The organism is Faecalicatena orotica (assembly GCF_905197545.1).
In the GTDB taxonomy this organism is placed as follows: Bacteria; Bacillota; Clostridia; order Lachnospirales; family Lachnospiraceae; genus Faecalicatena_A; species Faecalicatena_A orotica.
The window spans coordinates 1-25,529 of the sequence record NZ_CAJJZH010000015.1; the positions used below are offsets into that span (position 1 = coordinate 1).

A 25,529-nucleotide genomic window follows, 5' to 3' on the forward strand; every position below is an offset into this window, starting at 1 on the left:
GTGCAGACGGTAAGAGCAGCTATACACATATAGCATATGCCAACAGTGCGGATGGAAAGACTGATTTTTCCGTGTCAGACAGTAACCGTACTTACATTGGAATGTATGTTGATAATGTGGTGACAGACAGCACAAATCCTGAAGCCTATTCGTGGAGTAAGATTAAAGGTGCGGATGGAGCTCAGGGGACACCCGGAAAGGCCGGTGCAGATGGTAAGACGCCTTATCTTCATATAGCATATGCCAACAGTGCGGATGGTAAGAGTGGCTTTTCTGTGTCGGACAGTGCCAATAAGCTGTATATCGGGCAGTACACGGACTTCATAGTGGCAGACAGTACAGATCCTGCGAAATACTCCTGGTCAAAAATAAGGGGAGAGGATGCCGCTGTTATCAGTTCTACAGAGCCGGAAGATAAGACAAAATTATGGTGTGATACATCCATTGAACCTCCCTTGATGAAACATTATAATAATTCGGCAGGGGCATGGGAGATTGTGAATGATCAGTCAAGTGCAATCGAGACAATCTATCAGAGTGCATATGCTGAAATTGACAAGGCATCTGATAAAGTTCTGTCTGAGGTCGGCGAGAAAACTTATCTCAAGGAGGATGTTGACAGCCTGATAGGAGAGGTAAATACAAAATTTGAACAGACTAAAGATTCCTTTGTATTTGATTTCAATCAGCTTACTGAAAATTTAAATGAACTGTCTACTGGTACAGATTCTGAATTCAACGAGATAAAAAAATATATACGGTTTATTGACGGAGCTATTATTATCGGGGTGGAAGGTAATCCGCTGACGTTGAAGATGATTAATGACAGGATATCATTTCTGGAAAATGGAAATGAAGTTGCATACATCAGTAACCGTCGTATGTATATCAACGATGCAGAAATTCTTTCGTCGCTGGTACTTGGGAATTTTGCATTCACACCACGCACGAATGGGAATCTGTCATTTGGAAAAGTGAGGTAAAACATGGCAAATTATGAAACAAGGATACGGTTAATCAGCGAGACAAATGTAAATGTTGCTAATAATACAAGTTATGTCACAGTTGCGCTGGATTTTAGACGGACAGACTATCAATATTATGGGTACAATTTAGACGGAAATGCGTATTGGATTATCAAGGTAGATTCACTGTCAACGGGAAATGTGAATTTTACATTTAACTGGACAATTCCTCAGAACCAATGGAAAGAGGTTGCACGAAGAAGCTTTACGGTAACGCATAATGCAGATGGTACAAAATCAATTAACCTGTCAGGTACTATATATTTTGGAGATGGCGTGTCACCGGGAACTCTTTCAGCTTCTGGGAAGGCAACACTAAGTACGATACCGAGAGCGACTGTGCCGTCACTTTCACCAGCAAGTCAGGCGATAGGAAGTGCAATTACGATAAATCTGCCAAGGGCCAGTAGTGCATTTACACACACTTTAACATACAGCTTTGGCAGCGCAGCAGGAACAATTGCGACTGGTGCCGGCGGATCAGCAAGCTGGACACTGCCCAATTCACTGGCAGCACAAATACCGAATGCTGCCAGTGGAACGGGCCAGATTACATGCAGCACATATAATGGTTCAACACTTGTGGGAACAAAATATATTAATTTTACAGCGACTGTGCCTGCCAGTATGGTTCCATCTATCAGCAGCATAGGGATTACAGAGGCAGCAACCGGAATAAATGCCCAATTTGGCGCTTATGTGCAGAATAAGAGCAGGCTTAATATTGCCATATCCGCAAGCGGTATACAGGGAAGTACAATCGTATCATATAAAACGGAAGTTGCGGGCTCTTCATTTTCAGGCAGCAGTGTCGTCACAGGTTATATTACTTCTCCGGGAAGTCTCCCTGTAAAGGTTACAGTAACAGATAGCAGGGGGCATACTGCCGTGAAAACACAGACAGTAAATGTAGTGGCGTATGCAAATCCGGCAATTGCGTCATTTACCGCTGTCAGATCTACCACAGCCGGAGTTTTTGACGATCAGGGGACTTCCTTGAGTATCTCAATGAATTTTAATGTCTCGGCTGTTGGGAATAAGAATACGAAAAGCTATGCAGTGGACCTGCAGAAAAATGGTGAAACAACATGGGTATCTTTGCTAAAAGGAAGTGTGTATTCCTATAACAGCACTTATGTGGCTGATAATGTGCTGAGTATAGATTCATCATATACGCTGAGGCTGAGGGTCACAGATTATTTCACGACGTCAGAGGCTATTGTAGATATCAGTAGCGGGTTTACATTGATGGATTTTCGAAGTACTGGTAAGGGTGCCGCAGTAGGAAAGGTAAGTGAAAAGGATGCTTTTGAGGTGGGGATGATTGCAGAATTTTTTAAGTCTGTTATTATTCATGGGAATGGGAGTGAATACAATCTTTTTGATAAGATTTCGCAACTTAATATAGATATTACTGGAAAAGCACAGACCAGCCATGCGAGTACTGGAACAGGTTATGGGGTAGGGACTACGGAAAGCTATGGGCACGTCAAACTTATTAATGCACTCACTTCACCATTATATACAACAGGGCAGGCTTTGTCGGCTTATCAGGGGTATGTGCTCGATAACAAAATAGCAGCCAAGAAGTCAAAAAGTTTGTCATCATTAGTAAATGTTGTTGCCAATAACTCCTCGGTTGCCACATATCCGGTTGATTCAGGAGCACTCCTGTATATTATAAAAGGATACTGTAACAATATTGCTACTGGTTTTTTTTCAGCTGTGATACCAAATGGAGGCCACATAAATGTTCCAGTATTCAATTATCAGACGATAATTTACAACATAGATTTTCAGCATAATGGTTCTCAAATAAAATTTCAATCAAAGTATAGTGGTAATACATCTCTTAAAATATTTGTTAATGAAGTAATAGAAATATTTATATAAAAGTATATAAAAAATTGAACTAGGAGGGGGAACATTGATTGAGTGAAATAATAATGCGGACATATACAATCTCTCTGCCATTTCTGTTGGGCTACATTGTCTGGCTTCTTAAAAGACAAAAGAAGGAACGTGACGCAAACAGCAGGGGGACAATGCTCCTCCTGCGTGTACAGATGATGGAATACCATGATAAGTACATGGACATTGGCTATATACCATCTTATGCATACCAGAACTTCTGTGACATGTATATGGCCTACCATGAATTAGGCGGCAATGGAATGATTACTAAAATGTATGACGAAATACAGGAATTACATATAAGAAAGAAGATGAATAATAATGAAAAACAGAAATTGGATTGAATGGATGAAGAAAGCAGCTGTGCGGGCAGTAAAGACAATGGCCCAGACTGCAGCTGCCATGCTTCCGGCAGCAGTTACAATTGTACAGGTAGATTGGTTAACGGTAATCGGGACAGCCGCATTAGCGGGTGTTGCGTCAGTATTGACATCTCTTGCCGGATTACCGGAATTAAACACCGGGACTGAGGAAGAGGCCTTGTAGTTTCTTCTATTTAGAAGATATCAGATGGAAAGGACGTATATATGAAAAGATTAGTAATTGATGTAAGTTATGCGCAGGGAGAGATTAACTGGGAGCAGGTAAAAAGTGCAGGTATAGATGGTGTAATTATCCAGTGTGGATACGGAGATAATATGGAATCTCAGGATGATAAATACTGGAAACGCAACGCGGATGAATGCACAAGGCTGGGCATACCGTTTGGGGCATATTTGTACAGTTATGCAGTCAGCATGGCACAGGCGGAAAGTGAGGCACAACATGTGCTGAGACTGATAAAGGGGTACAAGCTGTCATATCCTGTTTATCTGGATCTGGAGGAGCCGGGGACACAGGCAGGGGCGGTGGAGCGTGCGAAACGGTTTGGGGATATGATAGAGTCAGCCGGATACTGGTGTGGTATTTACGCAAATTTGAACTGGTGGAATCACTATCTGCCCGGGCTGGACCGGTTTACCAAGTGGATTGCGCAGTATAACAGTACTTGTGATTATACCGGCAAGGATAAAGATATGTGGCAGTACAGCAGTACCGGACGGGTAGCAGGAATTAGTGGAAACACAGATATGAATGAGTGCTACAGGGATTTTCCAAATGAAATTAGTGGAGGACTAAAGACCCAGCAGCACGGCACCAAACCGGATGGGAAACCAGAATTTAAACCGCAAAATGGGACAGGTACTGAAGAAAGGACGCATACTGTACAACGAGGTGAAACATTGAGCCAGATTGCGGCGAGATATGGAACGACGTATCAGCAGCTTGCAAAGATCAATAACATAGCCAATCCAGATTTAATTTACCCGGGCCAGATTCTTAAAATAAACGGTGTGGTGGCTTCATCAAAGTCATACACTGTTCAAAATGGTGACACATTGTCAGGCATTGCATCCAAGTATGGTACAAGCTATCAGCGACTCTCCCAGATTAATGGTATCAGCAATCCGGATCTGATTTTTCCGGGACAGATTATAAGAATCAGTTGAATATCCATCTCCGGGCAGTAAGAAAATATCAAAGAAAACCCGCATTTATGGACTATATCTTCACGAAAAATTATGATATACTTAATGAGTAGTTCACAACTTTGTAAGATACCTGTAGTACAATATACGAAAAGTAACTTACAAAGGGAAAATAGAAGAGGCAGCAGGTGATTTTATGAGCGGATTTAAAGATGTAGTGGGACATAAGAATATTATACAATATATAGGGAATGCAGTGAAGACGGACAAGGTTTCCCATGCATATATCCTAAATGGGGAAAAGGGGTCCGGCAAGAAACTGCTTGCCAGCCTGTTTGCTATGAGCCTGCAGTGTCAGGACAGGGAAGAAGACGGGGATGCGTGCGGCAAGTGCCAGTCCTGTAAGCAGACGGTTAATAATAACCAGCCTGACATTATCAAGGTGACACACGAGAAGCCGAGTACCATCAGTATTGATGATATCCGGGAACAGGTGAATAATGATATTGTGATCAAGCCTTACAGCAGCAGATACAAGATATATATCATTGCCGATGCGGATATGATGACTGTTCAGGCCCAGAATGCGCTCCTGAAGACAATTGAGGAACCGCCGGAGTATGCCGTGATCATGCTGCTGACGGAGAATGCTGAGATATTGCTGCCGACGATACGGTCCAGATGTGTAATGCTTAAGCTGCGTAACATTAAGGACCAGCTTGTGAAGAAGTATCTGATGGAGCAGATGGAGATACCAGATTATAAGGCGGATGTTTGTGTGGCATTTGCGCAGGGTAATATGGGCAAAGCCATTATGCTTGCTACGTCCGAACATTTTAATGAGATCAAGGAAGAGGCAGTTCATCTGCTGCGAAATATTAACGAGATGGATCTGAATGAACTGATCGATGCCGTGAAGAGATGTATGTCCTACAAGCTGGAGATTTCGGATTATCTGGATGTGATCGCGATATGGTACCGTGACGTGCTGATCTATAAGGCAACACGCAATGTGGACAGGGTGGTTTTTTCAGACCAGCTGAAGTATATCAAGGATCGTGCAAATAAGAGTTCCTATGAAGGGATTGAGATTATTTTAGATGCACTTGAGAAAGCAAAGTCAAGGCTTAAGGCAAATGTAAACTTTGAGCTGACGATGGAATTGCTTTTACTGACAATAAAGGAGAACTAATAGGATGACTAAAGTAATAGGTGTGAGATTCCGTACGGCCGGGAAGATTTATTTCTTTGCGCCGGGGAAGTTCGACATCAGGCAGGGTGATAATGTAATCGTAGAGACTGCGCGCGGCGTTGAGTTTGGACGTGTCGTTGCAGGGCCTAAGGAAGTAAAGGATGAAGAGGTGGTTCAGCCGCTGAAGTCTGTGATCAGAGTAGCTACTGAACAGGACAGCAAAGTGGAGGAGAAGAACCGGGAAAAAGAAAAAGAGGCTTTCAAGATCTGCCTCGAGAAAATCCGTAAGCATGGGCTTGAGATGAAGCTGATAGATGCAGAATATACATTTGATAATAATAAGGTATTGTTTTATTTTACGGCTGACGGAAGAATCGATTTCAGAGAACTGGTAAAGGATTTGGCAGCGGTTTTCCGTACAAGGATTGAACTGAGGCAGATTGGTGTGAGGGATGAGACTAAGATCCGCGGGGGAATCGGCATCTGCGGAAGGCCCCTTTGCTGTAACACCTATCTTTCCGAATTTGCAGCAGTTTCGATTAAGATGGCGAAGGAACAGAACCTGTCCTTGAATCCGACGAAGATTTCCGGTGTATGCGGGCGCCTGATGTGCTGTCTGACGAATGAGGAAGAGACTTACGAGGAGCTTAACAGTCAGCTCCCGTCCCTTGGAGATACCGTCACAACAGCTGAGGGGCTTACCGGAACCGTACATTCACTGAGCGTGTTAAGAAAGCTGGTCAAGGTAATTGTAACTTTGGAGAATGATGAGAAGGAGATCCGGGAATATAAAGCGGAGGAACTGAAATTCAAGCCAAGGCGCAGGAAGGCCAAAGTATCCAGGGAAGAGATGAAGAAGCTTGCAGAACTTGAGAAAGGTGAAGGAGCATCGAAATTAGATGACAACTAAATTATATCCCGGGGAGCGGCTCGATGACCTGCAGCTGGACGGGTACGAGATCATCCAGAACCCGGAACGTTTTTGTTTCGGGATTGATGCAGTGCTGCTTTCTGATTTTATCAGAGTAAAAAAGGATGAGACTGTGCTAGATTTAGGAACCGGGACTGGTATCCTGCCAATCCTGATGGCGGCCAAGACATCCGGCAGCCATTTTACAGGGCTGGAGATACAGGCTGAGAGCGCAGACATGGCAAGGCGGAGTGTGATTCACAACCGGCTTGAAGATAAGATCGATATCGTAACAGGAGATATAAAAGAGGCGGCTGAGATACTGGGGCCGGCCTTTTTTGATGTAATCGTAACAAATCCACCATATATGCTGGATCAGCACGGACTTAAAAACCCACAGGATGCAAAAGCAATAGCCCGGCATGAAATTTTATGTACACTCGATGATATTTTGCGAGAGAGCGGGAAAATGCTGCGGGAAAGTAAGGGCAGATTTTACATGATACATAAGCCATTCCGGCTTGCAGAGATCATGGTGAAGATGAATCAGTATAAAATAGAACCAAAACGGCTGCAGTTTATTCACCCTTATGTGGATAAAGAACCAACAATGGTGATGATAGAGGGGATAAAAGGCGGTAAATCCCGGGTGACAGTAGAACCGCCGGTAATCATGTACAAAAAGGTACAGGGCAAAAGTTAATTTGGGACGTAGTAAACCTGAAAAAGATTACGTCCTCTAAGGAGGGTTTATGTCAGGAACTTTATACTTATGTGCGACTCCCATCGGAAATCTTGAGGATATGACGTTCCGTGTGATACGCACGCTGAAAGAGGTGGATTTGATAGCTGCGGAGGATACCCGCAACAGTATTAAGCTGCTGAATCATTTTGAAATCCAGACGCCTATGACGAGTTATCATGAGTATAACAAGTTTGATAAGGGAAAAAAGCTTGTGGAAAAGCTGCAGGATGGGATGGATATTGCTTTGATAACTGACGCCGGGACGCCCGGGATATCTGATCCGGGGGAGGAACTGGTTAAGATGTGTTATGAGGCAGGAATTCCAGTGACATCACTTCCCGGTGCGGCGGCCTGCATTACGGCGCTCACTTTATCCGGCTTATCCACTCGGAGATTTGCATTTGAAGCATTCCTTCCGACGGAAAAGAAGGAGCGGGCCTGGGTGTTGGAGGAGCTGGAGAGAGAATTCAGGACGATGATCTTGTATGAAGCTCCTCACAGGCTTGTGAAGACTCTGAAGCTGCTTCTGGAGCATTTAGGAAACCGGAGGGTAACTGTGTGCAGGGAGCTGACGAAGCGTCATGAAACGGCATTTGCAACGACCCTTGAAGAGGCAGCGGTTTATTATGAAAATAATGAACCTAAGGGGGAATGTGTGCTTGTTATTGAGGGCAGGAATCGAGAAGATGCCGTGCGGGAAGAGCGTGAAAAGTGGGAAGAGATGAGCGTTCAAGAACACATGGATGTATATCTGTCACAAGGCCTCAGTAAAAAAGATGCCATGAAAAAGGTGGCAAAAGACCGTGGTGTGCAGAAGAGGGAAATTTATAATTACCTCGAAGGCAGGGTGGAATAAAATTAGTAAGATTGTTAAAAATTTGTTGATATTCTAAGATTATTTTAGAAAAATATCACATTGACGTTTTGAACGAGTGAGTATAAAATAAAAACCAAGTTCAAAGTGAACCAAGCTGACAACGGTGTCGCGGATATCGCGGCACCTTTTTGCAAAATTTCGGATATGACATCAGTGCTGACGTCAGGTAAGATCTCAGGAATATGACATCAGGTAAGACATCGAGGATAGACAACAGGCAGGACATCTGGGACAGACATCAAGGATATGACAACAGGCAGGACATCTGGGACAGGCATCAGATAAGGCAACAGTTTTGACATCAGAGATCAGTATCATGTAAGGCAGCGGGGAGAGACATCATGTTCAGACAGGAAAGACATTTAAGAATCCGGAATTATAATATAGGACTTGGATTGAACTCATGTTAGGGCGTATTGCATAAGCTGCAATACGTCTTTTCATTTAAAGAAAAATATTTGAATGAAAGCATAGATATTTTTTTAAATAGCCACTTAAATGCAAATCTACAAAAATAAAAGTACATAAAAACAGCTGCCGCATACAATAAACTCTCAACAGGACATGATACAATGCAGATCAGATAGTACCAATATTCTGTATAAAAAATTTAATATACGGCAGCTTTAAAAAAACTATTTTACTGACGTACTTCTGTAATTTCCCCTTCTTTCATAAAAACAATTTTTGTTCCGAGTGTAATTGCTTCATCATAATTATTTGTCACATAGAGCACGGTTATCCCCAAATCTTTATTGATTTTCTTGATATCTGCGATCATTTCCTGACGGCGCTGTTCATTCTGCCTTGCGAAATCCTCATCAACAAGCAAGACTTTTGGATGGCATACAATAGCCCGTCCCAGGGCAACTTTTTGTTTTTCCGATTCAGAAATAGACCGGATTTTCTTGTCAATGATGCCCGAAATACCGAAGAAATCGGCAGCTATTTTAACGCGGGTATCAATGACTCCGCGGGGGAGGTTGCGCAGTCTGAGCCCCAATGCCATGTTATCGTAAACGTTAAAATGAGAATACAGTACATAATTCTGAAAAGCCATTGCAAGGCTCCTGTCTCTGGGGAGGATGTCATTAAGCAGTTCCTTTCCCAGATAAATTTCCCCGGTAGTGATATCCTCCAGTCCGCCTATCATGCGGAGTATCGTAGATTTACCACAGCCGCTTGGACCGTGGAATGTTACAAATTCACCATCTCCAATTTCAAGAGAAACATTTTTAACGGAAATAAATCCGTTGGGATAAGTTTTATTTAAATTCTTCAAAGTCACACTGGCCATAGAAACACCTCCGCTTTTTCTTAACACAATTTTAGCACATCCCATATGGCAATGCAAAGGGGTCAGACCCTTTTGCAGTTCATTTTCTGAATTGTATCTGAAAATTCGAAAAACGGAGCTCAAAAGGGTCAGACCCCTTTGAACATCATCCCCGCGAGGAGCACACTTGCGACGAGTCCTGCGAAGGTTGCGAGCAGTGCACCGGGCAGGGTGTAGCGTGATTTTTTTATTTTGGCGGTCATGAAGTATACGCTCATGGTGTAAAATATGGTTTCTGTGCATGCCATTGAGATGGAGGCGATGAGTCCAAGGCGGGAGTCGGTGCCGTATTCTTTAAAGATGTCGAGAAGCAGCCCTGTTGCCGCGGAGGAGGAGAACATTTTTACAATGGTAAGGGGGACGAGCTCTCCGGGGAAGCCTATGTACGCGGTAAAATGGCCGATCAGGGAGGAGAGGAAGTCGAGGAAACCGGAGGCGCGCAGGATGCCGACGGCGACCATGAGGCCGATCAGGGTGGGCATGATCTTTATGACTGTGAAGAACCCGCTTTTGGCTCCTTTGATGAAATTATCGTATACGTTCGTTTTCATCAGGACTCCATAGGTGACGATGGCGAGTATGATAAAGGGAACGATAAAGTCTGTGATATAAAGAAAAAACTGCATGAAATACCTCGGCCGGTTATTTACTATTGCTTTATTTATATGCCTTTTTCTGAAAATCAATGTATAGAAAATACAGGAAATGACTTCGTTTAGCATATCGTCTTTCTTTTTTTCATAAAATAAAGCAAAGATATCAGGGGAGTTCTTATGCCATCTCTATTTCCCAGACATATAAAGAAGCGGCTTCTTGCCGTTTGTCTTACTATCAGCATAGCAGGTACATTGCTGTTCACGGGGTGCAGCCAGAAGTCCGGCGCCAATCAGAATAAAACATTCCAGTCATTTACAAATGAAGTATTCTGCCAGGAGGTTTCCTCGAATTCGATCAGCCTCCATTATTCCCTGAAGGACCCGGAAAAGTACGGGATCAGGGAGGCCCCGGTAACATTCGGAAGCTTTTCGGCAGATTCAAAAGCTGCTGCGGCTTCTTACGAGAACCTGAAAGCTGCTTTGAACCAGTTTTCTTATGACAGCCTGTCTGTGGAAAACCAACTGACTTATGATGTTCTGGATTATTATCTACAAATGGCCCAGAAAAATGCAAATTATCTTTTATATGAGGAGCCTCTGGGACTGGTCAGCGGAATCCAGACGCAGCTTCCGGTACTGCTGTCGGAATATCAGTTCTACAGTGAGGAAGATATTGATACATATCTGGAACTCATGCAGACCACTCCCGATTATTTCGATTCTCTGATTGCATTTGAGAAGGAAAAATCAAAAGCCGGATTGTTTATGGCGGATTATGCGGCTGACACGGTTATTGCCCAGTGCACAGCCTTTATGGAAATGGGGGAGAGTAATTATCTGATTTCTACTTTTGTGGACCGCCTCAAGGAACTGAATATTTCAAGTGCACAGCAGAGCAGTTATATTAAGAAAAATGCCCAGATGCTTCAGAGCTATGTCCTGCCGGCATACAGCCGACTGGTTTCGGCAGTGCAGAGCCTTAAGGGAACCGGAAAAAATGAAGAGGGACTCTGCCACCTGCCTGATGGAAAAAACTATTATGAGCAGATTGTGGAAGAAGCGACCGGGTCGGGCAGGACAGTACCGGAGCTGGAAGATCTGACAAGACGGCAGATCATATCAGATCTGGAGGCTATGGAAGAAGTTCTCCAGATTGCAGGGAATGAAGCGAAAGAAACGGCTGCTATGGAGGATAACAACCCGGTTACGATTCTGAATGAACTGGAATCGAAGACAGGGAAGTCATTCCCGGAGCCTCCTGAGACTGTGACTCAGGTAAAATATGTCCCGAAAGCAATGGAAGAACATTTAAGCCCGGCTTTCTATATGATACCGGCAATCGATAACACGAAAGAAAATGTGATTTATGTCAATCAGTCACAGATGAGTAATAACCTTACATTATATACAACTCTTGCCCACGAGGGGTACCCGGGACACCTGTACCAGACTGTTTACTATGCAGGAACAGACCCGGACCCATTAAGGAGTATCTTCAACTTTGGCGGATATGTAGAGGGATGGGCAACCTATGCAGAGATGTGCAGTTATTATCTTTCTTCGCTGAGTAAGGAGCAGGCCACACTGCTGCAGAAAAACAGTTCGATTATTCTCGGATTATATGCACTTGCCGATATGGGAATCCATTATGAAGGATGGAGTAAGATTGACACCATTGCCTTTTTTAAAAACTATGGAATCAAAGACAGTAAAGTGATTGAACGGATTTATGAACTGATCATCGGCTCACCGGGAAACTATCTAAAATACTATATCGGATATGTGGAATTTCTGGAATTGAAGAAGGAATGGGCAAAACAAAAGGGCAATGATTTTTCACAAAAAGAATTCCACGAGGCGGTGCTCTCTGTCGGGCCTGCACCATTTACACTCGTGGAAGAATATATGGGGAAACTGACGAACCATTAATGTAAAATATGGTAGAACGCATACTGGTTCTTTCCGTTTTGCTTAGATAAATAAAGAGCTTCATCACCGTGCTTGAACAGTTCCTTAAAAGAACTGCCGTCCTCCGGGAAAAAGGCGACTCCGACGCTTGCGCTTATATGCGGAATTTCTTCTCCGGCAGAGTCATTGATATTACCGACATCTTCAAGAAATCTGGAAATGCGCTGCCGGATGATCTCCGGATCAATGCAGTCAGGAAGAAAGACGATAAACTCATCCCCGCCGAGCCGTCCGATAATATCCGTTGAACGAAAGGAATGCTTCAGTGCAGATGCAATCTCCTTGAGCACCCGGTCACCACAGTCATGCCCTTTGGAATCATTGACCAGCTTAAAATTATCAATATCAATGACAAGGAGGGCACCTTTCGAACCATTCTGTGCAGTAAATGCCGTGATCTTTCTTTCACAGAAACCACGGTTCCACAGACCGGTCATCTTGTCTGTATCTCTCTGGATTGCCAGAATATTATTGGACATAACCTGCTTCATATTCAGGTAGTTAGACTGATGAGAAGTCAGGATACTGATCAGGAAAAATATAACGGTATTAATGATATCGTAAGATGCAACATACGGAACTTTAAAGTATCTCGTCATAATACAGAATATAAGGGAAAACACACTCATAAAGAAACACATTCGTGACGGAAGATCGATCATAAATAGAGGCAGAACGACCAAAAACACAATAAATGTGACAGCGTTCATATCAGGCTGTGCTATAGTGCCGAGATAAACTGCGGCAGACATAATGACCGAATATGTGATATAAAAAGCAATAGGAATGGCATGTATATGTTTCTTTAGAAATGTTTTAGTAAGTATATTCAAAATTAAGGATGCAAGAAATAGCGTAATGTATGCTCCCGTAGCGGTTAGAAATTCTTCAATTACCAGTGAAATAACAATCAGAGGAATTCCTGCAATTGTCCCCAGCATGGATATAAGACGCAGGGACTTTAAATTTTTATCAGCAATGTCTTCATAATATGTATGATAATTTTCAACATAAAAATTACTATATGGAATCATAACAGGTACCTCGAATCATGAAGTTATTTTGAGTCTATTGTAACATAAAAATCACAGAAATATTACATTAATCTTAAAAAAATCAAAGGAGGAAGAAATGCTGAATTATTTGTGGGCAGCCATGATCATAATAGGAGTCGTATTCGGCGCTTTTAACGGCAAAATGCCGGATATCACCAATGCCGCTCTGGATTCTGCGAAAGAGGCTGTAACATTGTGTATTACTATGATGGGTGTTATGTCATTCTGGGTAGGGATGATGGAGATCGCGACAAGAGCGGGAATTATAGAAATGGCATCGAAAAAAATGAGACCGCTGATCCGGTTTCTGTTTCCGGATATACCAGAAGGACATAAGGCGAATGAGTATATAACAACAAACTTTATTGCCAATTTCCTTGGGCTGGGCTGGGCGGCGACACCGGCCGGGCTGCAGGGCATGAGTGCACTTGCAGAACTCGAAAAGGAGAGGCGGCAGAAGGGGATTAATACAGTAAAACCGGGAGTGGCTTCGGATGAGATGTGCACGTTTCTAATCATGAATATCTCATCGCTGCAATTGATACCAGTGAATGTGATAGCTTATAGGAGTCAGTACGGATCTGTGAACCCGGCGGGGATCGTCGGCGCGGGGATACTGGCGACGGCGGCGAGCACGATGGTGGCTATGGTCTATTGCAAGATGAAGGCGAAAAGGCGGAGGGCCTGAAAGGGTCCTCCGAACTCTAAGCGGGACATTATCCGTATACATGATTTATCAAACACACTCTGGTTTGATGCTAAGTAATGTGTTATGATGAAGAAAAATCGGACACGCGCTTAAACAAAAGGAATAGATTATCATGATGACAACGACAGAAAAACAAAATGTGATTGAAGAAGACATTCATGCCATTTATCTGGGAAATTTGAATACCGTAGAATTTAACCTCGATCTTCCAACTAAGGGGAAGAATGGGAGCGTCATTACATGGGAATCTTCTCATGAAGGTATTTTGCAGCCGGATGGAACCGTAAGAAGACCTGCATATGGAATGGGGAACCGGAAAATTGAATTAACGGCAACATTTACATATGGGGAGGTCTGCAAAACACAAGTCTATGATATTACAGTATTGGAAGAAGTGAAGAAAGACACCATTCAAAAGGTATATCCATTGAAAGTAAAGGTGAACAAAGGAAAGGAATATATGCTTCCAGCGTACACTGTGGTGGATACGGAGGATGGAGACACGATTGTAAAAGAAGTCCAATGGGATGAGAACCGGATGCATTTATTTGAGTATGGTGGTACATACTTTTTTTCTGGAAAAGTTAAGGACACGAAAGAAGCTGTTACACTGGAAGTTCAGGTTCTTGAGGAATCCAAGGCAGACATTTGCAATAAAGAAAAGAAGGCCATCAGTATCAGTGATACAGAAGATGCAGGGAATCTGATACTATTGGAAGGTTCGCCTTATTATGAGGCACAACAGAACATGCATGCGTATTTAAAAAAGCAAGATTTAGACCAGTTTCTCTATAGTTTCCGGGAGGCAGCAGGACTTCCTGTCAGACAGGCAAAACCAATGAGGGGATGGGATTCTCCAGAGGGTTTGTTAAGAGGGCATACGACAGGGCATTTTTTGACTGCATTGGCACTGGCTTACCATAGTACAGGTGAAGAGTGTTTTAAGGAAAAAGCAGACTATCTGGTAGAGGAACTGCAAAAATGTCAGGAAGCTTTTGGCCGGTTAGAAGGATACCAGAAAGGATTTTTAAGTGCATATTCTCAGGAACAGTTTGATTTATTGGAGCAATATGTTACATATCCCAAAATCTGGGCGCCTTATTATACCATGCACAAAATTTTAGCAGGACTCATAGACAGCTATCGTTTTACCCGGAACGAAACCGCACTGAAGGTGGCAGAAGGATTAGGAGACTGGATTACAGCGCGATTAAAAAAACTACACCCGGAACAACTGGAAAAGATGTGGAGCATTTATATAGCAGGAGAGTTTGGGGGAATTAATGAAAGCCTGATCTGGCTATACGAATATACAGGGAAAACAGAATATATAGAAACAGCACGTCTGTTTGATAATGAAAAGCTGTTACTGCCATTAGAAAATCATATCGATGCCTTAAGTGGTATACACGCCAACCAACACATTCCGCAAATCATTGGAATGCTGAAGCGTTTTGATGCGACGAAAGAGGCCCCTGATTATGAAAGGGCTGCATTCTTTTGGGACGTTGTAACACGTTTCCATTCGTATTCCATTGGTGGCGTTGGGGAAGCAGAGATGTTTCATGCCAGAAACCGGATTGGGGGATTGCTTACAGACAGTACGGCAGAAAGCTGTGCCTCCTATAATATGCTGAAACTGACGAAAATGCTCTATGAATATGAACCAAGGGCAGATTATATGGATTACTATGAACGAACGGTGCTCAATCATATCGTGCCGGGTCTGGACAAGAAAAAAACAGGTGAAAGTACCTATTTTTTCCCGTTAAAGGCCGGGGCGAAAAGGGAGTTCCTTTTTGAAAATTCCTGCTGTCATGGAACCGGAATGGAAAGTCATTCTAAATATTTAGACAGTGCTTATTTTTATGGGGATGAGACCCTTTATATCAATCAGTTTATTCCATCTAAAATCTTATGGGAAAAGGGTGGATATGAAATTGTACAGTACGGTGAAAGTAATCATCCGGAAAAGATTGTATTGGAGATTTCCCGCTTGTCAAAGGAATCTGCGAGGCCTATAATAAAAAGAGTAAAACTTCGCAAACCAGACTGGTGTCAGGGTGAAGTGAAACTAAAAGTAAACCAGGAGATACAAGTGGCAGAAGAGCAAGAGGGATATATTGTGTCAGATCTTTGTTTTGAACAGGGAACTGTGGGATTGGAACTGGAGTATCCCTGTGGACTGCATATTAGGACGACGCCAGATGTTCCGGAATTAACGACGCTTTTTTATGGCCCTTATGTACTGGCAGCAGTTACGGATGAGCTGGAGCATATCCATGTAAAGAAAGGGGACAAACCATTAGAAACATTGTGGAAAAGGGATGGTGAAGAGTTGGTTTTTCACTGTCAGGGATATTCGTTTATACCACTTTATCAAATTGACGAACAATCTTATCAGGTATATTTCGTCATGGAGTATTAGTATTACTTAAGTCAGAATATAGGAGGCAGTCATGGACGCAAAATTCTATAAGGAAAACAGATCTGCATTATACCGAAATTTGAAACCATCCTCAATGGTACTTATTTTTAGTGGGGAGGAGCTTCGAAAAACGAATGATGAAGATTACCCATTCTTTGCAAACAGAAATTTTGTTTATTTGACAGGAGTGGAACAAAAGGAAAGCATTCTTTGGGGACAGGTCACAGAAACAGGTGACATAAAAGAAACCTTGTTTCTTCTCCCACCAGATAAGATGAAAGAAAGATGGACTGGAAGGAGATTGACAATGCCAGAGGCAGAAGCAGTCTCAGGTGTTGCAGACTACGCCTTTTTGGAAGCATTTCAGCCAATGTTAGAGCAGACACTTTCGCAAAGACAGGTGGATACTGTCTATTTGGATATTGATGAAAGCACCATTGGTGGAAATGTCAGATATCCGGCCCGGAGCATTCAATCTTATATTGAAGAAACATATCCGGACATTAAAATTGACAGTGCAAGAGCAATCTTAAAGACCTTAAGAACGATCAAAAAACCTTGCGAAATTGAAGCGCTGAAGAAGGCAGAGGAAATCACAAGAGAAGGTATCCTTGCAATGATGGAACATTCAAAACCAGGGATGTATGAATACCAGTATAAAGCATATTATGATTTTGTATTAGCGCAGCATGGACTTTTAGAGCCAGGATTTCCTTCGATTATTTCCGGTGGAAAGAACAATTTCTGTATTCATTATTATAGTTATATGGGGCAGGTGTGTGATGGAGATATGGTTTTAAATGACGTGGGAGTCAACTATGACCATGTGACTACGGATGTTTCCCGCGGATGGCCCTGTAATGGGAAATATTCAGACAAACAAAAGCTGTTATACGAGTGTGCATACAATACTTCAGAGTATATGTTCAGAACGGTAAAACCAGGTATTCCAGCTATGGATATTGATAAGATGATAAAAAGCTATAACTGCCGGCAGCTAATGGAAGCAGGAGTTTTGGATAATGCGGATGACATCGACACTTATATGTGGCATGGCGGTGCACATCATATTGGGTTTGATGTGCATGACGTGGTTGATGTAAAAGGCAGGCTGACAGAACCGGGCATGGTATTCTGCATTGATGTGGGTATCTATCATGAAGAATGGGGAATTGGTTTCAGGCTGGAAGATAATTGTCTGGTTACAGAAGACGGCTGTGTAAATTTATCCGCAAATATACCGAGAAGATGGCAGGATATTGAAGAAATCATGAAATAGTGTGGTAATGCCACATAGGAGGAGCAAAGATGAACAACGTACAGAAATTATTAACGTATATGGAAAAAGAAAACCTGGAGGCATTTTACATAAGCAGTCCTGCAAACGTAAGATACATCAGTGGATACACAGGGGATGATTCATACCTTGTTATTACTAAAAACAAAAAATATTTTATAACCGATCCAAGATATACAGAACAGGCTGCTGAGGAATGCCCGGATTATCAGATTTATAATTGGCGTACTCCCGGGAAAACCATTGGTGATGCTCTGGGTAATATTATAAGCACAGAGCATATTAAAAATGTGGGGTTTGAATCAGATAAGGTAACCTATCAGGACTATAAAGAAATGGAAGATAAGGCAAAGGCAGAACTCGTTCCTACCGTAGATGTGATAGAAACATTCCGTGCAATTAAATCAGAAGAAGAAATTGCATGTCTGCGTATATCCTGTGACATTGCTTCCAGGGCATTTGAGAAAATCATCAAAGATATTCGCGTTGGTGTAACAGAAAAAGAACTGGCATCGAAATTATCACACTATATGGTGATGGAAGGTGCTGATACAAAACCTTACGGTGGAATTCTGATTTCAGGGGCAAGAACTTCTTTACTGCATGGGATTCCTTCTTCAAAAGCACTGGAATATGGAGACTTTGTATTGATGGATTACGGCTGCCAGTACAAAGGCTATTTATCAGATATGACAAGAACAGTTGTATTAGGGAAGGCAACAGCAAAGCAGAGAGAGGTTTATGTACTGGAGCAGCAGATGGTGGAAGACTTTGAAGCCATCTTAAGACCTGGAACAACTGGAAAAGAAACCTATGAAGCATCTTTAAAAGCCATCAGAGGAACAGAGTACGAGCAGTATAACTATGGCGGCATCGGACATGGAGTAGGTGTATTCGTACATGAGATTCCGTTCCTGGGTTCGAATTCTACAGCAGTACTTGAAAAAGGAAACGTTGTGACAGTTGAACCCGGACTATATATCCCGGGCTGGGGCGGAGTCCGGATCGAAGATCAGGTACTGATTACAGAAGATGGATATGAGAACCTCATTAGTGCGACAAAAGAATTAATTGAACTATAAAAATAATCCGTGGAAAGCTTTCATGCATTCCACGGATTTTTACGTCAAAGATGGTACCATCAGATTACACAAGATGGCATGCTACATAATGTCCCGGAGTCATTTCGCGAAGTTCAGGCTGCTCTTTGTGACAACGTTCTGTTGCATATTGGCACCGCTCCACGAACCGGCAGCACTCCGGCGGGTTAATAGGACTTGGAATCTCGCCCTTAATCGGAATACGCTGGCTCGCTTTTGCCCTATCAGGATCTGCCTCTGGAATGGCGGAAATCAGCGCTTTTGTGTAAGGATGCATAGTGTTGCCGTAAAGCTCCTCCGTCTCAGCAGTCTCGACCACTGTTCCCAGATACATAACAACTACGCGGTCTGAAATATATTTTACTACACTCAAATCGTGGGCAATGAACATGTAGGTCAGTCCACGTTTCTCCTGAAGCTCCTTCAGCATGTTAATAACCTGTGCCTGTACAGACACGTCAAGGGCTGAAATCGGCTCGTCACAGATAATAAAGTCCGGCTCTACGGAAAGGGCTCTGGCAATACCGATACGTTGTCTCTGTCCGCCCGAGAACTCATGAGGGAAACGGGACATATGATCCTTATTAAGGCCTACCGTTTCAAGAAGCGTTTTTACACGCTCCTCCAGTTCTTTTCTGGGTGTTCCATGCTGCTTTAAACCTTCTCCTACGATCTCCTTAACTGTCATACGGGAATTAAGCGACGCATAGGGGTTCTGGAAGATCATCTGTACTTTTTGGCAGAACTGCTTCTGCTCCTCTTTGGAAAGCTTTGTAATATCTTTGCCATCGTAAATCACTTCCCCGGCTGTAGGCTCGTAGAGACGAATCATACAGCGGCCAAGGGTGGATTTACCACAGCCAGACTCTCCAACGACACCTACTGTCTCACCTTTAAAGACATCAAAGGAAACATGGTCTACTGCCTTTAGATAAGCCTTTTTCCCGACTTTAAAGTACTTACATACATCCCTTACCTGCACGAGAGGCTGTTTTTCATTATTATTCATCCGTCTTCACCTCTCCTTCCTCAAGTATTGCTGCGTTTGCTTTCTTCATGTCCGTATCAGGAGCAAATTCATGCTGGAGCCAGCAATTTGTAATATGCTCATCTGTTATATGGTAGCAGCCTGGCGGATTGTCTTTACATACATCCATAGCGTATTCGCAACGGGCTGCAAATGGACATCCCTTCGGGGGGAAGAATAAATCAGGGGGTGTACCATCGATAGGGGTCAGTTTTGCTCCTTTTGCTGTATCCAGCTTCGCAATGGAGCCCATCAGGCCCTTTGTGTATGGATGAGCTGTATCATAAAATATTTCCTGTACGGTACCTTTTTCGACAACCTTGCCGCCATACATAACTACCACCCGGTCACACATACGTGCGATAACGCCCAGGTCATGTGTAATAATAATAATCGACGTTCCAAGTTTTTCTCTCAGTTCAAGAAGCAGATCAAGGATCTGTGCCTCAATGGTTACATCCAGAGAAGTAGTTGGCTCATCGCAGATAACAATGTCCGGGCGGCTCACAAGGGCAATGGCAATCATAACACGCTGCTTCATACCACCTGACAATTCGTGGGGGTACTGTTTATATCGCTTCTCTACATCTGAAATACCAACCAGCTTCATAATCTCAAGGGCTTTTTCCTTCACTTCTTTCTTTGTCACATCAGTGCGCCCTAAAAATACTTCTTCAATCTGTGCGCCAATCTTCATGGTTGGATTCAGGGATGTCATAGGATCCTGGAATACAAACCCGATATCCTGCCCCCGGAGCTTACGCAGCTCTTTCTTTGTCATTTTCAAAACATCTTTACCGTGAACAAGTACCTCGCCGCCCTCGAAAAATCCCGGCGGTTCCGGGTTCAGTCTCATAATGCACTGGGCTGTAACACTTTTTCCGCAGCCAGACTCACCCACAATTCCAAGTATCTCTCCCTTCCTTACTTCAAAGCTTACGTCACGCACAGCTTTTACTTCGCCGCCGTATGTATGGAAGGAATATACTACATTTTTCAGTTCTAGTATCTTTTCTCGTTCGGTCATTTCTACGACTCCTCCTATTCTGTTCCGCGCAGTCTTGGGTCGACTGCGTCACGCAGGCCGTTACCGAGAAGGTTCAAAGCCAGCATGGTCGTACATACAAAAAATGCCGGTATCAGCACCTGATGCGGTGAATAGCGCAGGTACTGAATTCCTTCTTTGCAGATAACTCCCCAGCTACAGTCAGGCGGTGTAATACCAAGTCCGATGTAACTTAGAAAGGCTTCCTGGAAAATAGCTCCCGGGATTGCCATACACAGGTTTGTTACGAGCATTCCAAGAATATTTGGAATCATATGCTTAATAATAATCTTAAAGTCCGGTACACCGAGTACTCTGGCAGCAAGGACAAAATCCTGCTCCTTAATACGATATACCTCGCCACGTACAAAGCGGCATGTCCCAATCCATCCAACGACACACATGGCTACGATCAGCGGTGTAATACCTTTACCAAGTACCATCATAACAAGGATGGTGATAATTAGACTGGGAATTCCGTATAAAAGGTCTACAATACGCATCACAATCATATCCAGCTTACCGCCGTAATATCCGCAAAGTCCGCCGATTACAGCACCTACACACATATTTACAACTGCTGCAATCAGGCCGATACTAAGAGATACACGCGCTCCCATCCAGATACGCACCCAAAGGTCGCGTCCTGTAGAGTCTGTCCCGAGCCAATGAGCGCTGGAGATAAATGCGCTTCTTGCATTGATATCCATCTGGGATTGTGTGTACTGGCTGAACATCGGTGCGAAAATAGCCAGCAATGCATAAAGCACAACAATGCAAAGTCCGATAAATGCACTCCGGTTCTTCCGAAGGCGTCTCCATGCATCCTGCCAGAAGGAGAGGGATGGCCTGCTGATGTTTTCCATGCGGGTGGTGTCTTTCCCGCGTATTATAAAAGCTTCTTTATTTAATTCTGCCATTTCTCTCACCTACCTTTCGCCAATGCGTACACGCGGATCTGCCACGCCGTACAGAATATCTACAACCAGATTACACAAAATCAAAAATACACCGTAGAAAATCGTCATACCCAATACCATAGAATAGTCGTTGTTTGACACACTTTCTACGTAATATTTTCCCATTCCGGGAATGGCGAAAATAGCTTCGATAACAAAGGTTCCGGTAAGCACTGATGCTACCGTTGGTCCCATTACAGTCATAACAGGCATGATTGCATTTCGTATTTGATGCTTACATGTGATTCTCAATTCAGACACACCCTTTGAGCGGGCCGTCTTAATATAATCCTGCTGGGAAACCTCCAGCATACTTGCCCTCATGATACGGGAAACCGAGGCCAATGTGTAAAACGCCAGCGCACACGCAGGCAAAATCGTATATTTTATGCCGTTATACTGTGCTACAGGCAAGAGCCCCCACTTAATACCAAATCCATACTGTAGTATAGCTCCCATAATAAAGTCGGGGATACTGGTTCCCAGAACCGCTATGATAACACAGACAAAATCCAGCTTATTTCCTCTGTTTCTTGCCGAAATAATTCCAAGCACGAGTCCCATTGACAACGCCAGCACAAGTGCGCGGATTCCCAGGTCCGCGGAGAATGGGAATGTCTCACCAATAATCGTGTTAACTGTTTTGTTAGTAAATTTCATCGAATAGCCCAAATCACCCTGAAACAGATTCTTCATATATGTACCGTACTGTACAATAAGTGGCTTATCAAATCCGTAATAGCTCTCCAGATTTGCCCGCACCTCAGCGGTCATCTTTGGATTCTGAAATGGGTCTCCGGGCATCAGACGAATCAGAAAAAAGACGGCGGTAATCAGCACCCACATCGTCAGGACTGCAGCTATCACACGCTTTAATATGTACTTCCGCATGCGTAATCCTCCTTGTATACGAATAAATTCGCCGCCCGGTATCCCCGGGCAGCGATAAAATTTTATAATGGTATGCGATTACTGAATATCTGCATATACCCAATCAATATTAACACTGCAGTAGAAGAACTTAACGTTCTTTACATCTTCATCAAGAAGGTAATGAACATCTCTCTCTGCCTGAGGCAGGAATGCTGCCTCGTCTATGATAATCTGCTCTGCTTCATGAAGCAGATCCATACGTGCGGCTGCATCTGTCTCTGTCTGGGAAGCAGCCAGAAGTTCATCCACTTTGTCATTTTTGAAGCGGCTGTAGTTGTAGGAACTGTCTGATTTGAAAAGCTCAAGGTAGCTGTATGGATCATCGTAATCACTTCCCCAGCCGCCCCATGCGATCTCATAATCGCCGCTCTGCTGACGCTTTAATGTTTCTGCGTATGTAACCTGATTGATTTCAACATTGATACCAAGGACATCGCTCCACATTTCCTGGCAAACCTCAGCCTGCTTCTTAGCAGAATCAGCATCTGTTGTTGTAATTGTAACTGTAATGTCAGATGCGTTTGATTTGCCAAGCTCTGTTAATGCAGTGGCTAAATACTCTTTTGCTTTATCTTTATCGCCATCAAGAGGATAGGATTCCAGATTGGATTCTTCGCCGTACGTGCTATTAGCTCCTGATAATCCGCTGAATACAAGAGCGTTACTTGGTACATGTACACCGTTGTTAGCCAATGTGTTAAATGAATTTCTGTCCAGTGCATAGTTCAGTGCCAGACGGAAGTTCTTATTTGCTATCGGGGAACCCGTTGATTCATCGCAGTTGAAGTAGTAATAATCTACATTACCATTACGGAATGTATTATCCTTGCCTTCATAGGTTGGTACTGCTGCGGAAGGAATCTCAGAATAATCCAGGTCTCCTGACTCGTACATTGCAAGGGCCGTCTCCTGATTCTGTACATAGCTCAGCTCTGCACGGTCAAGTTTAATAGAATCTTTGTCCCAGTAATTTTCATTTGGCTCAAATATCCATTTCTGGTTCTTGGCACTTGTCAGTACGTAAGGACCTGAGTAAATATTCTTCTCGGCATCAGCAGCGAATTCTGCGCCGTACTTTTCAACGATATCCTGACGAAGAGGCGCGAACTGTGGCTGTGCGCCGATCATACTCAGGAAATATGCTGTCGGATGTTCCAGCGTTACTTCAAATGTCACATCATCCACAGCAGCAACTCCAAGTTCAGAAGGCTCCATCTTACCAGTCTCAACTGCAAGACCATTCTTAATGTACTCACCAATGAATGCATACGGCGCGGCTGTGTCGGGATCCAGCAGTCTCTGCCAGCTATATACGAAATCACCTGCTTTGATCTGCTCTCCATCACTCCACTTTGCATCTGGATTCAGGTTGAATGTGTAAACAAGACCATCATCAGAAACGGTCCAGTCTGATGCAACACCTGGTGTTACCTCGCCGCCAGTATTTCTAACGAGGCCCTCCGTAATGGCATGCTGAATCTCACAATCAGGGATACAGTTAGTCTTTGACGGGTCCAGAGTCGTTGGCTCTGTTCTTGAGGAATAACGAAATACCTTTTCTCCAGACTCAGAACTGGAATCCTCCTGCTTGTTTGTCTTTGGTGTTGAGCAGCCGGCTAACATGCCGATTGCCATTGTCGCAGCAAGCAGTGCTGCTAAAACTCTCTTTTTCATAAGATCTCCTCTCTTTCTGCCTATACTTTTATAAGCTTGGGTGTAGCACTTAACAGGTCCTTATATTTTCCATATAATTCCCTGGTTCTACCGTAAAGATATATATCCTGAATGATTTTTGGAACTCCGGATAATGGATATATTATATCATAATTAGTGACAACAGAAAAGAGAATTTCCACTTGTATTTCCATAGTCTTATCCTCGTTTTATGCCAGATATTGAATTTTTATAATAACATGAAATTGTTTTGCACATATCTGTATAGCATATTATGGGAAAAGATTAAAATATGGATATTTTGCGGATATAAATATAAAAATGCGGTTGTTTTTTGGAGTGTTAGATGTTATATTAAAAATAATCAGATAAACAATATAAGTCCATCCACAAGCCGCTTTTTATTCAAAGAAAGGATGTATGTCTATGACGATTCAGGAAATGAAGGAACGAAAGAAGGAACTGGGTTATACATATGCCCAGATTTCAGAATTATCAGGTGTCCCGCTCGGGACTGTACAGAAGGTTTTTAACGGTGCCACGTCCTCCCCGCGTTATGAGACGCTTCAGGCGTTAGAGAGACTGCTGGGCAGTTCAGGGGATGCATATATCCGTGAGGCACAGAGCACTTATGCTATGAAACAGCAGGGGGAATATACTCTGGAGGATTATTATGAGATTCCAGATGACATCAGGGTGGAACTTATCGACGGAGTTTTCTACAACATGACCGCTCCCACCTCCCCGCACCAGTTGATTGCCGGATTTATTTATGCAAAACTGCTTGGTCATGTCATGGATAATAAAGGGACATGTCTTCCGATGATTTCACCGCTGGATATCCAGCTGGACTGCGACGATAAGACGATGGTCCAGCCGGATGTTATTATCGTATGTGACAGGGATAAGATCATTAACAGATGTGTTTATGGCGCGCCTGATTTTGTAATTGAAGTACTTTCCAAATCCACCAGAAAAAAAGACATGGTCACTAAGCTGAATAAGTATATGAATGCCGGGGTAAGGGAGTACTGGATGATTGACCCGATCAATAAAAAGGTAATCGTATATGATTTTGAACATGAGGAATATCCTGTTATTTATGGTTTTGATGCGAAGATACCGGTGCAGATATGGGACGGGGAATGCGTTATTGATTTTCAGGAAGTGTATGAACATATCAGGTTCCTTTATGAAAGGAAATGATGTG

The 25,529-nt window shown here is 43.2% G+C and carries 24 protein-coding genes; 15 read left to right on the forward strand and 9 right to left on the reverse strand.

Features of this window, described 5'->3' with window-relative positions; genetic code table 11:
- The 9 genes from ABIN22_RS21700 to rsmI form a co-directional block, all read left to right on the forward strand.
- Positions 1-983 (forward strand): hypothetical protein (locus ABIN22_RS21700; RefSeq protein WP_346911181.1); only part of this gene is annotated, 983 nt, incomplete at its 5' end.
- 3 nt (positions 984-986) lie between these two features.
- Complete coding sequence (locus tag ABIN22_RS21705; RefSeq protein ID WP_346911183.1) at positions 987-2,918, forward strand: DUF859 family phage minor structural protein; 1,932 nt, start codon at positions 987-989, stop codon at positions 2,916-2,918.
- 38 nt (positions 2,919-2,956) lie between these two features.
- Positions 2,957-3,283 (forward strand): hypothetical protein, encoded by a 327-nt coding sequence (locus ABIN22_RS21710; protein ID WP_346911185.1) that lies wholly within the window; start codon positions 2,957-2,959, stop codon positions 3,281-3,283.
- On the forward strand, positions 3,261-3,485 hold the full coding sequence (locus tag ABIN22_RS21715; protein WP_118621988.1) for a holin: 225 nt from the start codon (positions 3,261-3,263) through the stop codon (positions 3,483-3,485). Before ABIN22_RS21710 ends, ABIN22_RS21715 begins: the two co-directional genes overlap by 23 nt.
- A gap of 41 nt (positions 3,486-3,526) precedes the next feature.
- The gene (locus tag ABIN22_RS21720; RefSeq protein ID WP_346911187.1) at positions 3,527-4,489 is read left to right on the forward strand and encodes a LysM peptidoglycan-binding domain-containing protein; all 963 of its coding nucleotides are present in this window, start codon (positions 3,527-3,529) and stop codon (positions 4,487-4,489) included.
- A gap of 175 nt (positions 4,490-4,664) precedes the next feature.
- On the forward strand, positions 4,665-5,660 hold the full coding sequence (holB, locus tag ABIN22_RS21725) for a DNA polymerase III subunit delta' (protein ID WP_346911189.1): 996 nt from the start codon (positions 4,665-4,667) through the stop codon (positions 5,658-5,660).
- 4 nt (positions 5,661-5,664) lie between these two features.
- Positions 5,665-6,570 carry a PSP1 domain-containing protein gene (locus ABIN22_RS21730; protein ID WP_109733882.1) on the forward strand — a complete coding sequence of 302 codons (906 nt, stop codon included), beginning with the start codon at positions 5,665-5,667 and terminating at the stop codon, positions 6,568-6,570.
- The gene (locus ABIN22_RS21735; protein WP_109733881.1) at positions 6,560-7,273 is read left to right on the forward strand and encodes a tRNA1(Val) (adenine(37)-N6)-methyltransferase; all 714 of its coding nucleotides are present in this window, start codon (positions 6,560-6,562) and stop codon (positions 7,271-7,273) included. The genes ABIN22_RS21730 and ABIN22_RS21735 overlap by 11 nt, the downstream gene beginning before the upstream one ends.
- A gap of 49 nt (positions 7,274-7,322) precedes the next feature.
- Positions 7,323-8,171, forward strand: a complete 849-nt coding sequence (gene rsmI / locus ABIN22_RS21740) for a 16S rRNA (cytidine(1402)-2'-O)-methyltransferase (RefSeq protein ID WP_346911192.1) — start codon at positions 7,323-7,325, stop codon at positions 8,169-8,171.
- Positions 8,172-8,832: 661 nt separating this feature from the next.
- Here rsmI and ABIN22_RS21745 read toward each other — a convergent pair.
- Both ABIN22_RS21745 and ABIN22_RS21750 read right to left on the reverse strand, forming a co-directional pair.
- Complete coding sequence (locus tag ABIN22_RS21745; protein WP_346911259.1) at positions 8,833-9,489, reverse strand: ABC transporter ATP-binding protein; 657 nt, start codon at positions 9,487-9,489, stop codon at positions 8,833-8,835.
- A 128-nt stretch (positions 9,490-9,617) separates the two neighbouring features.
- Positions 9,618-10,154, reverse strand: coding sequence for a spore maturation protein (locus ABIN22_RS21750; protein ID WP_109733898.1), 537 nt, complete (start codon positions 10,152-10,154; stop codon positions 9,618-9,620).
- Positions 10,155-10,301: 147 nt separating this feature from the next.
- Here ABIN22_RS21750 and ABIN22_RS21755 point away from each other — a divergent pair, with 147 nt between their 5' ends.
- Complete coding sequence (locus tag ABIN22_RS21755; protein WP_109733878.1) at positions 10,302-12,053, forward strand: DUF885 domain-containing protein; 1,752 nt, start codon at positions 10,302-10,304, stop codon at positions 12,051-12,053.
- Here the strand turns inward: ABIN22_RS21755 and ABIN22_RS21760 are convergent.
- Positions 12,050-13,126, reverse strand: a complete 1,077-nt coding sequence (locus ABIN22_RS21760; protein ID WP_346911194.1) for a GGDEF domain-containing protein — start codon at positions 13,124-13,126, stop codon at positions 12,050-12,052. The two genes, ABIN22_RS21755 and ABIN22_RS21760, sit on opposite strands and share 4 nt — an antisense overlap.
- Before the next feature lie 97 nt (positions 13,127-13,223).
- Between ABIN22_RS21760 and ABIN22_RS21765 the strand changes: the two genes are divergently transcribed.
- From ABIN22_RS21765 to ABIN22_RS21780, 4 genes are all read left to right on the forward strand, one after another.
- On the forward strand, positions 13,224-13,835 hold the full coding sequence (locus tag ABIN22_RS21765; RefSeq protein WP_109733876.1) for a nucleoside recognition domain-containing protein: 612 nt from the start codon (positions 13,224-13,226) through the stop codon (positions 13,833-13,835).
- Between the two features lie 133 nt (positions 13,836-13,968).
- Positions 13,969-16,284, forward strand: a complete 2,316-nt coding sequence (locus ABIN22_RS21770; RefSeq protein ID WP_346911197.1) for a beta-L-arabinofuranosidase domain-containing protein — start codon at positions 13,969-13,971, stop codon at positions 16,282-16,284.
- A gap of 31 nt (positions 16,285-16,315) precedes the next feature.
- Positions 16,316-17,563: an aminopeptidase P N-terminal domain-containing protein gene (locus ABIN22_RS21775; protein WP_118621976.1), complete on the forward strand. Its 1,248-nt coding sequence runs from the start codon at positions 16,316-16,318 to the stop codon at positions 17,561-17,563.
- A gap of 29 nt (positions 17,564-17,592) precedes the next feature.
- Positions 17,593-18,663, forward strand: a complete 1,071-nt coding sequence (locus ABIN22_RS21780) for a M24 family metallopeptidase (RefSeq protein ID WP_346911199.1) — start codon at positions 17,593-17,595, stop codon at positions 18,661-18,663.
- Between the two features lie 64 nt (positions 18,664-18,727).
- Here the strand turns inward: ABIN22_RS21780 and ABIN22_RS21785 are convergent, their stop codons facing one another.
- The 6 genes from ABIN22_RS21785 to ABIN22_RS21810 all read right to left on the reverse strand — a co-directional run bounded on the left by ABIN22_RS21785 (position 18,728) and on the right by ABIN22_RS21810 (position 24,513).
- Positions 18,728-19,690 carry an ABC transporter ATP-binding protein gene (locus ABIN22_RS21785; protein ID WP_109733872.1) on the reverse strand — a complete coding sequence of 321 codons (963 nt, stop codon included), beginning with the start codon at positions 19,688-19,690 and terminating at the stop codon, positions 18,728-18,730.
- Complete coding sequence (locus ABIN22_RS21790) at positions 19,683-20,735, reverse strand: ABC transporter ATP-binding protein (protein WP_109733871.1); 1,053 nt, start codon at positions 20,733-20,735, stop codon at positions 19,683-19,685. The genes ABIN22_RS21785 and ABIN22_RS21790 overlap by 8 nt, the downstream gene beginning before the upstream one ends.
- A 14-nt stretch (positions 20,736-20,749) precedes the next feature.
- On the reverse strand, positions 20,750-21,673 hold the full coding sequence (locus ABIN22_RS21795; protein WP_109733870.1) for an ABC transporter permease: 924 nt from the start codon (positions 21,671-21,673) through the stop codon (positions 20,750-20,752).
- A gap of 9 nt (positions 21,674-21,682) precedes the next feature.
- Entirely contained in the window at positions 21,683-22,603 is a 921-nt protein-coding gene (locus ABIN22_RS21800; RefSeq protein ID WP_109733869.1) for an ABC transporter permease, read from the reverse strand.
- 78 nt (positions 22,604-22,681) lie between these two features.
- On the reverse strand, positions 22,682-24,319 hold the full coding sequence (locus ABIN22_RS21805) for a peptide ABC transporter substrate-binding protein (protein ID WP_109733868.1): 1,638 nt from the start codon (positions 24,317-24,319) through the stop codon (positions 22,682-22,684).
- A gap of 20 nt (positions 24,320-24,339) precedes the next feature.
- Positions 24,340-24,513, reverse strand: coding sequence for a hypothetical protein (locus ABIN22_RS21810; RefSeq protein ID WP_181368869.1), 174 nt, complete (start codon positions 24,511-24,513; stop codon positions 24,340-24,342).
- 232 nt (positions 24,514-24,745) lie between these two features.
- On the opposite strand from ABIN22_RS21810, the gene ABIN22_RS21815 reads away from it, so the two are divergent.
- Positions 24,746-25,525 carry a Uma2 family endonuclease gene (locus ABIN22_RS21815; protein ID WP_118621972.1) on the forward strand — a complete coding sequence of 260 codons (780 nt, stop codon included), beginning with the start codon at positions 24,746-24,748 and terminating at the stop codon, positions 25,523-25,525.
- Positions 25,526-25,529: the final 4 nt, after the last annotated feature.

Coding starts and splice junctions, on each gene's coding strand:
- ABIN22_RS21705 (WP_346911183.1), top strand. CDS start 987: ATGGCAAATTATGAAACAAGGATACGGTTAATCAGCGAGACAAATGTA.
- ABIN22_RS21715 (WP_118621988.1), top strand. CDS start 3,261: ATGAAAAACAGAAATTGGATTGAATGGATGAAGAAAGCAGCTGTGCGG.
- ABIN22_RS21720 (WP_346911187.1), top strand. CDS start 3,527: ATGAAAAGATTAGTAATTGATGTAAGTTATGCGCAGGGAGAGATTAAC.
- holB (WP_346911189.1), top strand. CDS start 4,665: ATGAGCGGATTTAAAGATGTAGTGGGACATAAGAATATTATACAATAT.
- ABIN22_RS21730 (WP_109733882.1), top strand. CDS start 5,665: ATGACTAAAGTAATAGGTGTGAGATTCCGTACGGCCGGGAAGATTTAT.
- ABIN22_RS21735 (WP_109733881.1), top strand. CDS start 6,560: ATGACAACTAAATTATATCCCGGGGAGCGGCTCGATGACCTGCAGCTG.
- rsmI (WP_346911192.1), top strand. CDS start 7,323: ATGTCAGGAACTTTATACTTATGTGCGACTCCCATCGGAAATCTTGAG.
- ABIN22_RS21745 (WP_346911259.1), bottom strand. CDS start 9,489: ATGGCCAGTGTGACTTTGAAGAATTTAAATAAAACTTATCCCAACGGA.
- ABIN22_RS21750 (WP_109733898.1), bottom strand. CDS start 10,154: ATGCAGTTTTTTCTTTATATCACAGACTTTATCGTTCCCTTTATCATA.
- ABIN22_RS21755 (WP_109733878.1), top strand. CDS start 10,302: ATGCCATCTCTATTTCCCAGACATATAAAGAAGCGGCTTCTTGCCGTT.
- ABIN22_RS21760 (WP_346911194.1), bottom strand. CDS start 13,126: ATGATTCCATATAGTAATTTTTATGTTGAAAATTATCATACATATTAT.
- ABIN22_RS21765 (WP_109733876.1), top strand. CDS start 13,224: ATGCTGAATTATTTGTGGGCAGCCATGATCATAATAGGAGTCGTATTC.
- ABIN22_RS21770 (WP_346911197.1), top strand. CDS start 13,969: ATGATGACAACGACAGAAAAACAAAATGTGATTGAAGAAGACATTCAT.
- ABIN22_RS21775 (WP_118621976.1), top strand. CDS start 16,316: ATGGACGCAAAATTCTATAAGGAAAACAGATCTGCATTATACCGAAAT.
- ABIN22_RS21780 (WP_346911199.1), top strand. CDS start 17,593: ATGAACAACGTACAGAAATTATTAACGTATATGGAAAAAGAAAACCTG.
- ABIN22_RS21785 (WP_109733872.1), bottom strand. CDS start 19,690: ATGAATAATAATGAAAAACAGCCTCTCGTGCAGGTAAGGGATGTATGT.
- ABIN22_RS21790 (WP_109733871.1), bottom strand. CDS start 20,735: ATGACCGAACGAGAAAAGATACTAGAACTGAAAAATGTAGTATATTCC.
- ABIN22_RS21795 (WP_109733870.1), bottom strand. CDS start 21,673: ATGGCAGAATTAAATAAAGAAGCTTTTATAATACGCGGGAAAGACACC.
- ABIN22_RS21800 (WP_109733869.1), bottom strand. CDS start 22,603: ATGCGGAAGTACATATTAAAGCGTGTGATAGCTGCAGTCCTGACGATG.
- ABIN22_RS21805 (WP_109733868.1), bottom strand. CDS start 24,319: ATGAAAAAGAGAGTTTTAGCAGCACTGCTTGCTGCGACAATGGCAATC.
- ABIN22_RS21810 (WP_181368869.1), bottom strand. CDS start 24,513: ATGGAAATACAAGTGGAAATTCTCTTTTCTGTTGTCACTAATTATGAT.
- ABIN22_RS21815 (WP_118621972.1), top strand. CDS start 24,746: ATGACGATTCAGGAAATGAAGGAACGAAAGAAGGAACTGGGTTATACA.